Annotated in this window: 19 protein-coding genes; all 19 read right to left on the reverse strand. The window is 63.2% G+C overall.

The genetic code is table 11. The annotated features are described in order from the left end of the window. Positions 1-732 (reverse strand): 30S ribosomal protein S5, encoded by a 732-nt coding sequence (rpsE, locus tag FYJ91_RS05095; RefSeq protein WP_149521164.1) that lies wholly within the window; start codon positions 730-732, stop codon positions 1-3. Continuing rightward, entirely contained in the window at positions 733-1,089 is a 357-nt protein-coding gene (rplR, locus tag FYJ91_RS05100) for a 50S ribosomal protein L18 (protein WP_127746255.1), read from the reverse strand. It lies immediately after the preceding gene. Beyond that, the gene (rplF, locus tag FYJ91_RS05105) at positions 1,089-1,622 is read right to left on the reverse strand and encodes a 50S ribosomal protein L6 (RefSeq protein ID WP_149521165.1); all 534 of its coding nucleotides are present in this window, start codon (positions 1,620-1,622) and stop codon (positions 1,089-1,091) included. The genes rplR and rplF overlap by 1 nt, the downstream gene beginning before the upstream one ends. After that, the gene (rpsH, locus tag FYJ91_RS05110; RefSeq protein ID WP_149521166.1) at positions 1,622-2,017 is read right to left on the reverse strand and encodes a 30S ribosomal protein S8; all 396 of its coding nucleotides are present in this window, start codon (positions 2,015-2,017) and stop codon (positions 1,622-1,624) included. The genes rplF and rpsH overlap by 1 nt, the downstream gene beginning before the upstream one ends. A 12-nt stretch (positions 2,018-2,029) precedes the next feature. Next, on the reverse strand, positions 2,030-2,335 hold the full coding sequence (gene rpsN / locus FYJ91_RS05115; protein WP_127746263.1) for a 30S ribosomal protein S14: 306 nt from the start codon (positions 2,333-2,335) through the stop codon (positions 2,030-2,032). Between the two features lie 31 nt (positions 2,336-2,366). Next, entirely contained in the window at positions 2,367-2,948 is a 582-nt protein-coding gene (gene rplE / locus FYJ91_RS05120; protein ID WP_149521167.1) for a 50S ribosomal protein L5, read from the reverse strand. Next, complete coding sequence (rplX, locus tag FYJ91_RS05125) at positions 2,941-3,258, reverse strand: 50S ribosomal protein L24 (RefSeq protein WP_149521168.1); 318 nt, start codon at positions 3,256-3,258, stop codon at positions 2,941-2,943. The genes rplE and rplX overlap by 8 nt, the downstream gene beginning before the upstream one ends. Then, the gene (gene rplN, locus FYJ91_RS05130) at positions 3,258-3,629 is read right to left on the reverse strand and encodes a 50S ribosomal protein L14 (RefSeq protein ID WP_127746271.1); all 372 of its coding nucleotides are present in this window, start codon (positions 3,627-3,629) and stop codon (positions 3,258-3,260) included. The genes rplX and rplN overlap by 1 nt, the downstream gene beginning before the upstream one ends. A 19-nt stretch (positions 3,630-3,648) precedes the next feature. Continuing rightward, entirely contained in the window at positions 3,649-3,909 is a 261-nt protein-coding gene (gene rpsQ / locus FYJ91_RS05135; RefSeq protein WP_149521169.1) for a 30S ribosomal protein S17, read from the reverse strand. Positions 3,910-3,920: 11 nt separating this feature from the next. Further along, positions 3,921-4,124, reverse strand: a complete 204-nt coding sequence (gene rpmC, locus FYJ91_RS05140) for a 50S ribosomal protein L29 (protein ID WP_149521170.1) — start codon at positions 4,122-4,124, stop codon at positions 3,921-3,923. Between the two features lies 1 nt (position 4,125). Beyond that, positions 4,126-4,557, reverse strand: a complete 432-nt coding sequence (gene rplP / locus FYJ91_RS05145) for a 50S ribosomal protein L16 (RefSeq protein ID WP_149521171.1) — start codon at positions 4,555-4,557, stop codon at positions 4,126-4,128. Between the two features lie 63 nt (positions 4,558-4,620). Next, positions 4,621-5,316 carry a 30S ribosomal protein S3 gene (gene rpsC / locus FYJ91_RS05150; RefSeq protein ID WP_149521172.1) on the reverse strand — a complete coding sequence of 232 codons (696 nt, stop codon included), beginning with the start codon at positions 5,314-5,316 and terminating at the stop codon, positions 4,621-4,623. A 1-nt stretch (position 5,317) separates the two neighbouring features. Continuing rightward, a complete protein-coding gene (gene rplV / locus FYJ91_RS05155; protein WP_149521173.1) occupies positions 5,318-5,698 on the reverse strand; it encodes a 50S ribosomal protein L22 in 381 nt (126 codons plus the stop codon). Beyond that, positions 5,698-5,973: a 30S ribosomal protein S19 gene (gene rpsS, locus FYJ91_RS05160; RefSeq protein WP_127746285.1), complete on the reverse strand. Its 276-nt coding sequence runs from the start codon at positions 5,971-5,973 to the stop codon at positions 5,698-5,700. Before rpsS ends, rplV begins: the two co-directional genes overlap by 1 nt. A gap of 3 nt (positions 5,974-5,976) precedes the next feature. Then, on the reverse strand, positions 5,977-6,813 hold the full coding sequence (rplB, locus tag FYJ91_RS05165) for a 50S ribosomal protein L2 (protein ID WP_149521174.1): 837 nt from the start codon (positions 6,811-6,813) through the stop codon (positions 5,977-5,979). Position 6,814: 1 nt separating this feature from the next. Further along, positions 6,815-7,132 (reverse strand): 50S ribosomal protein L23, encoded by a 318-nt coding sequence (locus FYJ91_RS05170; protein ID WP_149521175.1) that lies wholly within the window; start codon positions 7,130-7,132, stop codon positions 6,815-6,817. Beyond that, positions 7,125-7,751, reverse strand: coding sequence for a 50S ribosomal protein L4 (gene rplD / locus FYJ91_RS05175; RefSeq protein WP_149521176.1), 627 nt, complete (start codon positions 7,749-7,751; stop codon positions 7,125-7,127). Before rplD ends, FYJ91_RS05170 begins: the two co-directional genes overlap by 8 nt. Positions 7,752-7,753: 2 nt before the next feature. Then, entirely contained in the window at positions 7,754-8,506 is a 753-nt protein-coding gene (gene rplC / locus FYJ91_RS05180; protein ID WP_149521177.1) for a 50S ribosomal protein L3, read from the reverse strand. Between the two features lie 285 nt (positions 8,507-8,791). Continuing rightward, positions 8,792-9,103 carry a 30S ribosomal protein S10 gene (gene rpsJ, locus FYJ91_RS05185; RefSeq protein ID WP_011952197.1) on the reverse strand — a complete coding sequence of 104 codons (312 nt, stop codon included), beginning with the start codon at positions 9,101-9,103 and terminating at the stop codon, positions 8,792-8,794. Positions 9,104-9,154 lie beyond the last annotated feature (51 nt).

Consider the following 9,154-nt stretch of genomic DNA (forward strand, 5'->3'; position numbering starts at 1 on the left):
TTACTCCGCGATCGCGGCCGCTTCGGCCTCGGCAGCCTGGCTCGAAACACCGCCACGACCCAGCAGGTCGGCGATCTTCTTGCCACGGCGCTGCGACACCGACTTCGGCGACGTCTGTTCCTTGAGCGCCTCGAAAGTCGCACGGATCATGTTGTAGGGGTTCGAAGTGCCGACCGACTTGGTCACCACGTCGTGAACGCCCAGGCTCTCGAAGATGGCGCGCATCGGACCGCCGGCGATGATGCCGGTGCCCGGAGGCGCGGTGCGAACGCTGACGCGGCCCGCGCCGAAATGGCCCTTGCCGTCGTGATGGAGGGTGCGGCCCTCCTTCAGCGGAACGCGGATCATCGCCTTCTTCGCAGCGGCGGTCGCCTTCGAGATCGCCTCAGGAACCTCGCGGGCCTTGCCGTGGCCGAAGCCCGAACGCCCCTTGCCATCGCCGACCACGACGAGCGCGGCGAAGCCGAAACGCTTACCACCCTTCACGGTCTTCGAGACGCGGTTGATGTGGACGAGCTTCTCGATCAGCTCCTCGCCCTGATCTTCCGGGTTCTTGTTGCGATCGTCGCGACGACCACGATTGCCGTCACGGCCACGGCCGCCACCACGATCGTTGCCGCCGCCACCGCCACGGCCGCGGCCGCCACGTGCACCGCGACGCTCACCCTGGCCTTCGGCGCCGGGAGCGGCTGCCGCGGGAGCGGCTGCCTGGATTTCGGTTTCGTCAGCCATTTAGAACTCCAATCCGCCTTCGCGGGCCGCATCGGCCAACGCCTTGACGCGACCGTGGAACAGGAAACCACCACGATCGAACACCACCTGGGTGACGCCCGCCGCCTTGGCACGCTCGGCAACCGCCTTGCCGACCGAGGCTGCTGCCTCGGTGGTGGCGCCGGTCGCTTCGCGCAGATCCTTGTCGAGGGTGGAAGCCGCCGCCAGGGTACGGCCCTGCGCGTCGTCGATCACCTGGGCGTAGATGTGCCGGCCCGAGCGATGGATCGACAGGCGCGGACGCATGCCACCACGAGCGCGGAGCGCGGTGCGAACGCGCCGACGGCGGCGTTCGAAGAGAGAGAGACCCTTGGCCATTACTTCTTCTTCCCTTCCTTGCGGAAGATGAACTCGCCCTGGTACTTGATACCCTTGCCCTTGTAGGGCTCGGGCTTGCGCCAACGGCGGATTTCCGCGGCCACCTGGCCGACCTTCTGCTTGTCGATACCCGTGATCTGGACGGTCGTCTGATCCGGCGTCGCGATCGTGATCCCCTCGGGGATCGCAAAGTCGACGTCGTGGCTGTAGCCAAGCTGCAGCTTCAGATTCTTGCCCTGGACGTTGGCGCGATAGCCGACGCCGGTGATCTGCAGGGTCTTGGAATAACCCTCCGTCACACCCGTGATCAGGTTCTGGACCAGCGTGCGCTGCATGCCCCAGAAGGACCGCGCCCGCTTCGTCTCGTTCGCCGGCTGGACCGTGATCGAGCCGTCCTCGACGGCATAGGTGACCTCATCGGCCAGACCAATGCTGAGCGTGCCCTTCGGACCCTTGACCGACAGCGTCTTGCCTTCGATCGAAGCAGTCACGCCGGCCGGAACCGGGACGGGCTTCTTACCAATGCGGCTCATCAGAAGACCTCCGCAAGAACCTCGCCGCCGACATTCTGCTCACGCGCTTCCGCGTCGGACAGAACACCCTTAGGCGTCGAGACGATGGTGATACCCAGGCCGTTGCGCACCCGCGGAAGCTCCTTGGAGCCCGAATAGACGCGGCGACCAGGCTTCGAAACGCGGGCGACATGCTGGATCGCCGGCTGGCCTTCGAAGTATTTCAGCTCGATGCGCAGGCCATCATGGCCGGCGACCAGCTCCTCGCTATAGCCACGAATGTAGCCTTCGCGCTGGAGAACGTCGAGCACGCGGGCGCGCAGCTTGGACGCGGGGGAAACCACGCTGTCCTTGCGGGCGCGCTGCCCGTTGCGGATGCGGGTGAGCAAATCACCCAAGGGATCGGTCAGAGCCATCTGTTCTTTTCCTTACCAGCTCGACTTCGTGACGCCGGGGATCAGGCCCTTGTTGGCCAGATCACGCAGCTGCACACGGCAAAGCCGGAACTTGCGATAATAAGCGCGGGGACGGCCCGTCACTTCGCAGCGGTTACGGACGCGGGTCGGGTTCGCATTGCGCGGCAACTCGGCCATCTTCAGACGAGCGATCAGACGCTCGGTCTCGTCCGCGTTCTTGTCGTTCGCGATCGCCTTGAGCTTCGCATATTTGGGCGCGTAAGCCGCGACCATTTTCTTGCGCTTCTCATTCTTGTTGATCGAACTCAGTTTCGCCATGACTTAAGTTCTTCCTTATCCAGCAGACCGCTTACGCGGCCTGCTTCTGGTCCTGGTTAGCGAGCGGGAACGGGAAGCCGAACAGACGCAGCAGTTCGCGCGCCTCTTCATCCGTGTTCGCCGATGTCGCGATGATCACGTCCATGCCGCGGATGTTGTCGACCTTGTCGTAGCTGATCTCCGGGAAGATCAGCTGTTCCTTGAGGCCGGTCGCATAATTGCCACGGCCATCGAACGACTTGTCCGAAAGGCCACGGAAATCGCGAACGCGCGGCAGTGCGACGGTGACGAAGCGGTCGAGGAACTCGTACATGCGCTCGCGGCGGAGGGTGACCTTCGCGCCGATCGGCATGCCTTCACGCAGCTTGAACTGCGCGATCGACTTCTTCGCCTTGGTGATCACCGACTTCTGGCCGGCGATCAGCGTCATTTCGTTCGCTGCCTGCTCGACCCGCTTCTTGTCCTGCGTCGCTTCACCAACGCCCATGTTGAGGACGATCTTGGTGATCTTCGGGACCTGCATCGGGTTCGTGTAGCCGAACTTTTCCGTCATCGCCTTGACGATCGTGTCGTCATACAGCTTGCGGAAGCGCGGAGTGTAAGCATCAGCCACTGATCGTCTCCCCGGTCTTGACGGCCACGCGGACCTTCTTGCCGTCCTTCACCTCGAAGCGCACGCGGGTCGGCTTGCCGTCCGCAGTCGCGATCGCGACCTTCGAAACGTGCAGCGGTGCCTCGATGCGCTCCAGACCGCCCTGCGGGTTGGCCTGGCTCGGCTTGCGGTGGCGGGTCGAGACGTTGATGCCCGACACGATCACCTTGGCGTCCTTGGGGAACGACTTGGTGACCTCACCGGTCTTGCCCTTGTCCTTACCCGACAGGACGACGACCTTGTCGCCCTTCTTGATTTTCAGCGCGCTCATCACAGCACCTCGGGAGCGAGCGAAATGATCTTCATGTGGTTCTTGGCGCGGAGTTCGCGAACCACCGGACCGAAGATACGCGTGCCGATCGGCTCGCCCGAGTTCTTGTTGATCAGAACCGCAGCGTTGCCGTCGAAGCGGATCGTCGATCCGTCGGCGCGATGGATATCCTTGGCAGTGCGAACGATGACCGCGCGATGCACGTCACCCTTCTTCACCTTGCCGCGCGGAGCCGCTTCCTTGATCGAGACGACGATGATGTCGCCCACGGTCGCGAAACGGCGCTTCGACCCGCCCAGCACCTTGATGCACTGCACCCTCTTGGCGCCGCTGTTATCGGCGACGTCGAGGTTCGTCTGCATCTGGATCATGTGTCAGACCCTTCCGTTATCAGGCGTGGTTCGGCGTCGCGTGGGTATCAACCCGCTCGATCACCTTCCACGTCTTCAGCTTCGAAATCGGCGCGGTCTCTTCGATCCGCACCGTCTCGCCCTCGCGAAACTCATTCGCTTCGTCATGGGCGTGATACTTCTTCGACCGCTTGATGATCTTGCCGTAGAGGCCGTGCTTCACACGACGCTCCACCTTGATCACGACAGTCTTGTCGGTCTTGTCGGAGACGACCACTCCGGTCAGCACGCGCTTCGGCATGGCTGTTCTCCTTACTTCGCAGCCGCAGCGGAGCGCTGCGTCTGCAGGGTCTTGATCTGCGCGATCGTGCGGCGAACTTCGCGCACACGGGTCGGCTTCTCCAGCTGGCTGGTCGCCGCCTGGAAGCGCAGGTTGAACTGCTCACGCTTCAGGGTGCCCAGCTCCTGCGAGAGCTGGTCGTCGGTGAGACCGGTGAGATCGGCAATCTTCGCCATCTTACGCTTCCTCGTAAATCGACTCGCCGAAGCGAGCGACGACCTTGGTCTTGATCGGCAGCTTTTCCATCGCACGCTCGAAAGCGACGCGGGCGAGCGGGCCGGGAACACCGTCGAGCTCGAACAGGATACGGCCGGGCTTGACGCGCGCCGCCCAGAATTCGGGCGAACCCTTACCCGAGCCCATGCGGACTTCGGCGGGCTTCGACGAAACCGGCACGTCCGGGAACACGCGGATCCACAAACGCCCCTGGCGCTTGATGTGACGCGTGATCGCGCGGCGGGCCGCTTCGATCTGGCGAGCGGTGATCCGGTCCGGTTCCATGGCCTTGAGGCCGAAGGAACCGAAGTTCAGCGTCGCGCCGCCAGGCGCGTTGCCGTGGATGCGGCCCTTGTGGGCCTTGCGGAATTTTGTGCGCTTTGGTTGCAGCATTTTCTATCGCCTTCTGACACCGATTGTCCGGTCGATCAGGCGACGCTGATAAGGGGAAACCCCTTATCGCGCCGGCCGGACCCCCGACGTCTGAGCTTCCATCATCAGCCGGTCCTGAGCCATCGGATCATGGCCCAGGATCTCACCCTTGAAGATCCAGACCTTGATGCCGCACACGCCATAGGCGGTGTGAGCTTCGGCTTCGGCATAGTCGACATTTGCGCGCAGCGTGTGCAGCGGCACGCGACCTTCGCGATACCACTCCGTGCGGGCGATTTCCGCGCCGCCCAGACGGCCGGCGCAGGTGATGCGGATACCCTCGGCACCAAGACGCAGCGCCGACTGAACCGCACGCTTCATGGCGCGACGGAAGGCGATACGACGCTCGAGCTGATCGGCAACACCCTGCGCGACGAGCTTCGAATCGATCTCCGGCTTGCGGATCTCGACGATGTTCAGCGAGACTTCCGAAGTGGTCATCTTGCCGAGCATGCGACGCAGCTTCTCGATGTCCGCGCCCTTCTTACCGATGATGACACCGGGACGAGCAGCGAAGATCGAGATGCGGCACAGCTTGGCCGGACGCTCGATAACCACCTTCGAAATCGCGGCCTGCGGCAGCGACTTGAAGATCTTCTTGCGGATGTTGATGTCCTCAAGAAGCAGGCGGCCATAATCGGCGCCTTCGGCGTACCAGCGGCTGTCCCAGGTGCGGTTGATCTGCAACCGCATACCGATCGGGTTTGACTTCTGACCCATATTATTCGGCCTCTTCCTGCTCAAGCACGACCACGCGGATGCGCGAGAACGGCTTGATGATGCGGGTCGACTTGCCGCGACCGCGGGTGGCGAAACGCTTCATGACGATCGACTTGCCGACCGAAGCTTCCTTCACCACGAGCGCGTCGACGTCGAGGTTGTGATTGTTCTCGGCATTGGCGATCGCCGAAGCGAGCACCTTGCGAACGTCAACCGCCATCGCCTTCTTCGAGAAGGCCAAGATGTTGAGCGCGTCGCCAGCCTTCTTGTTGCGGATCAGAGCCGCAACAAGATTGAGCTTCTGGGCGCTGCCGCGGACGGTGGTGGCGACCGCAAGGGCCTCCTTCTCACCAACCCGACGCGGAGATGCGGGCTTCGACATCAGCGCTTACCCTTCTTGTCGGCGGCGTGGCCGGGGAAGTAGCGCGTCGGCGCAAATTCACCCAGCTTGTGACCGACCATGTCCTCGTTGACCGACACCGGCACGAACTTGCGGCCGTTGTAGACGTTGAACGTGAGTCCAACGAACTGCGGGAGAATGGTGGAGCGACGCGACCAGGTCTTGATCGGAGCGCGCGCGCCACTGTCCTGAGCGCCTTCCGCCTTCCGAAGAAGGTGCAGATCGACGAACGGACCTTTCCAGACGGAACGGGCCATGGATTACCTCTTCTTCTTCGCGTGACGCGAACGGATGATCATCTTGTCGGTCGACTTGTTGGAGCGCGTGCGCGCACCCTTCGTCGGCTTGCCCCACGGGGTGACCGGGTGACGGCCGCCCGAGGTGCGGCCTTCACCACCGCCGTGCGGATGGTCGACCGGGTTCTTCGCGACGCCGCGGGTCAGCGGACGCTTGCCGAGCCAGCGGTTGCGACCGGCCTTCGCCAGGTTCTGGTTGGCGTTATCCGGGTTCGAAACCGCGCCGACCGTGCACATGCAATCCGAACGGATATAGCGCTGCTCACCCGAATTCAGGCGAACCATCACCATGCCCTTGTCGCGACCGACGATCTGCACATAGGTGCCCGCAGCACGTGCGATCTGACCACCCTTGCCGGGCTTCATCTCGACGTTGTGGACGATCGTGCCAACCGGAGCCTGACCGATTTCCATCGCGTTGCCCGGCTTGGTGTCGGTCTTCTTGGCCGCCACCACGCTGTCACCGACGGCGAGACGCTGCGGCGCGATGATGTAGGCGAGTTCGCCATCCTCATACTTCACCAGCGCGATGAACGCCGAACGGTTGGGATCGTACTCAAGACGCTCGACGGTCGCGGGCTGATCCCACTTGCGGCGCTTGAAGTCGACGATGCGATACTTCTGCTTGTGACCGCCAGCGATGCCGCGCGCAGTCGCGTGGCCCTGGTTGTTACGGCCACCCGACTTCGACTTGCCTTCGGTGAGCGCCTTGATCGGGCGTCCCTTGAACAGGCTCGACTTGTCGACGAGGATCAGGCCACGGCGGGCCGGGCTCGTCGGGTTATAATGCTTGAGTGCCATCTCAGCGCACGCCTTCCGTCACGTCGATCGACTGACCTTCGGCCAGCGTCACGATCGCCTTCTTCACGTCCGAGCGCTTGTAGGCTTCGCCCTTCCAGCGCTTGGTCTTGCCCTTCGCGACGATCGTGTTGACGCCCTTGACGGACACACCCCACAGCGCCTCGACGGCTGCCTTGATCTCGGGCTTGGTAGCCGAGCCGGCGACCTGGAACACGATCGCATTATGCTCGGAGAGCAGCGTCGTCTTCTCGGTGATGTGGGGCTTGAGCACCACGTCGTAGTGGCGGATGTCCACCACGGCTTCCTGCTTCTTAGCCATTGAAGCGCGCCTCCAGCTTCTCGACCGCGGCGCGGGTCAGCACCAGAGTCTCATGCTTCAGAATGTCATAGACGTTGGCACCGACGGCCGGCATCACGTTGAGCTTCGGAATGTTCGAAGACGCCAGCGCGAAACCGTTGTCGACCATGTCGCCATCGATGACGAGCGTGGTGTTGCCGAAGCCCAGCTTGCCGATCTGACCGACCAGCACCTTGGTCTTGGCGTCGGCCATCGCCAGCGTGTCGAGCACGACCAGCTTGCCGTCCTTCGCCTTCGACGAAAGCGCCATCTTCAGGCCGAGCGCGCGAACCTTCTTGTTCAGCGACGGATTGAAGTCGCGGACACGCGGACCGTGAGCCTTACCACCACCGATGAAGTTCGGGGCGCGGCGATCGCCGTGACGAGCCGTACCGCCGCCCTTCTGGTTGCCGAACTTCTTACCCGTGCGGGCAACGTCCGAGCGCTCGCGCGCACCGCGGGCTGTGCCGCGGCGCTTCTCGAGCTGCCAGGTGACGACGCGATGCAGGATATCGGCGCGCGGCTCGACGGCGAAGATCTCGTCGTTGAGCTCGATGTCGCCCGACGCCTTGGCGTCGAGGGTCTGAACCGTAATCTTCATGATCAGCCCTCCTGGCCTTCGGTCGCTTCGGGTGCGACGTCGGCCGGAGCCTCGGCCACGTCGGAAACATTGCTGTTGGCGGCGGCGCGCAGACCAGCGGGATACGGCGCGTCGGAGGGACGCGCGATCTTCACCGAGTCCTTCACCAGCAACCAGCCACCCTTCGAGCCGGGCACCGAGCCCTTCACGAACAACAGGCCACGCTCGGCGTCCGTCTGGACGATCTCGAGGTTCTGCTGGGTGCGGTTGGCGGCGCCCATGTGGCCGGCCATCTTCTTGTTCTTGAAGACCTTGCCCGGATCCTGGCGCTGACCGGTCGAACCGAGCGAACGGTGCGAGACCGAAACACCGTGGGTCGCACGCAGACCGCCGAAGCCCCAACGCTTCATGCCGCCCGCAAAACCCTTACCCTGGGTGCTGCCCTGGATGTCGACGAACTGGCCCGCGACATAGTGATCGGCGGTGATTTCCGCGCCGACGTCAAGCAGGCCGTCTTCCGACACGCGGAACTCGGCGACGAAAGCCTTGGGCTCCACCTCGGCCTTGCCGAAGTGGCCGCGCTGCGGCTTGGCGACATTCTTCGCCTTGGCAGTGCCGGCACCGAGCTGAACCGCGACATAACCGTCGCTGTCCGCTTCCTTGCGCGCCACCACCTGAACATTTTCCAGCTGCAGAACGGTCACCGGCACGTGCCGGCCGTCGTCCTGAAACAGGCGGGTCATCCCCATCTTCTTCGCGATCACGCCTGTGCGCATGATCTGCTCCTTCCCAAACAGAGGCTCGAGTTAGCGTCGAGCGTGCCAACGAAAAAGGCTTCGGTGAACCGAAGCCTCCAGCCCATATTCTGACAGCCCCCGCCCGGGCTCGGTTATCGCATCCCGGACTATCCAGGATGCGAAGGCGGGGACTCGGACACCGGCACCTTCGGTTCTAAGAACCTCGGGCCGGTCGGTATCCCTGTCTTTTCGCTATCGGCCTCAATCCATCAGGAGAGACAAATAACACCGCGATGTCGATTCGACCTCACGGGAGCCGGCGCTTTACGCCAGTTTGATCTCGACATCAACACCTGCAGCGAGATCGAGCTTCATTAGAGCGTCGACGGTCTGCGGGGTGGGCTGAACGATGTCCAGCAGGCGCTTATAGGTGCGCACCTCAAACTGCTCGCGCGACTTCTTGTCGATGTGAGGGCCACGGTTGACCGTGAACTTCTCGATGCGCGTCGGCAGCGGAATAGGGCCACGGATGAGCGCGCCGGTGCGGCGCGCGGTGTCGGCGATGTCGCCGGTCGCCTGGTCGAGCACTCGATGATCGAACGCCTTCAGACGAATGCGGATGTTCTGCGTTTCCATGGTCCTACCGATTCAAAGAGCCGCGGGTGGCGAGCCACCCTTCCATAAATA

Origin of the sequence: Sphingomonas montanisoli (genome assembly GCF_008274695.1) — a bacterium.
Classification (GTDB): domain Bacteria; phylum Pseudomonadota; class Alphaproteobacteria; order Sphingomonadales; family Sphingomonadaceae; genus Rhizorhabdus; species Rhizorhabdus montanisoli.

What these genes read in the sequence shown, in the direction of transcription:
- rplN (WP_127746271.1), bottom strand. Translation starts at nt 3,629, where the DNA reads ATGATCCAGATGCAGACGAACCTCGACGTCGCCGATAACAGCGGCGCC.
- rplB (WP_149521174.1), bottom strand. Translation starts at nt 6,813, where the DNA reads ATGGCACTCAAGCATTATAACCCGACGAGCCCGGCCCGCCGTGGCCTG.
- rpsN (WP_127746263.1), bottom strand. Translation starts at nt 2,335, where the DNA reads ATGGCGAAACTGAGTTCGATCAACAAGAATGAGAAGCGCAAGAAAATG.
- rplV (WP_149521173.1), bottom strand. Translation starts at nt 5,698, where the DNA reads ATGTCGAAGCCCGCATCTCCGCGTCGGGTTGGTGAGAAGGAGGCCCTT.
- rpsJ (WP_011952197.1), bottom strand. Translation starts at nt 9,103, where the DNA reads ATGGAAACGCAGAACATCCGCATTCGTCTGAAGGCGTTCGATCATCGA.
- rpsH (WP_149521166.1), bottom strand. Translation starts at nt 2,017, where the DNA reads ATGGCTCTGACCGATCCCTTGGGTGATTTGCTCACCCGCATCCGCAAC.
- rpsC (WP_149521172.1), bottom strand. Translation starts at nt 5,316, where the DNA reads ATGGGTCAGAAGTCAAACCCGATCGGTATGCGGTTGCAGATCAACCGC.
- rpmC (WP_149521170.1), bottom strand. Translation starts at nt 4,124, where the DNA reads ATGGCGAAGATTGCCGATCTCACCGGTCTCACCGACGACCAGCTCTCG.
- rpsQ (WP_149521169.1), bottom strand. Translation starts at nt 3,909, where the DNA reads ATGCCGAAGCGCGTGCTGACCGGAGTGGTCGTCTCCGACAAGACCGAC.
- rplX (WP_149521168.1), bottom strand. Translation starts at nt 3,258, where the DNA reads ATGAGCGCGCTGAAAATCAAGAAGGGCGACAAGGTCGTCGTCCTGTCG.
- rplP (WP_149521171.1), bottom strand. Translation starts at nt 4,557, where the DNA reads ATGCTGCAACCAAAGCGCACAAAATTCCGCAAGGCCCACAAGGGCCGC.
- rplC (WP_149521177.1), bottom strand. Translation starts at nt 8,506, where the DNA reads ATGCGCACAGGCGTGATCGCGAAGAAGATGGGGATGACCCGCCTGTTT.
- rplF (WP_149521165.1), bottom strand. Translation starts at nt 1,622, where the DNA reads ATGAGCCGCATTGGTAAGAAGCCCGTCCCGGTTCCGGCCGGCGTGACT.
- FYJ91_RS05170 (WP_149521175.1), bottom strand. Translation starts at nt 7,132, where the DNA reads ATGGCTAAGAAGCAGGAAGCCGTGGTGGACATCCGCCACTACGACGTG.
- rplR (WP_127746255.1), bottom strand. Translation starts at nt 1,089, where the DNA reads ATGGCCAAGGGTCTCTCTCTCTTCGAACGCCGCCGTCGGCGCGTTCGC.
- rpsS (WP_127746285.1), bottom strand. Translation starts at nt 5,973, where the DNA reads ATGGCCCGTTCCGTCTGGAAAGGTCCGTTCGTCGATCTGCACCTTCTT.
- rpsE (WP_149521164.1), bottom strand. Translation starts at nt 732, where the DNA reads ATGGCTGACGAAACCGAAATCCAGGCAGCCGCTCCCGCGGCAGCCGCT.
- rplD (WP_149521176.1), bottom strand. Translation starts at nt 7,751, where the DNA reads ATGAAGATTACGGTTCAGACCCTCGACGCCAAGGCGTCGGGCGACATC.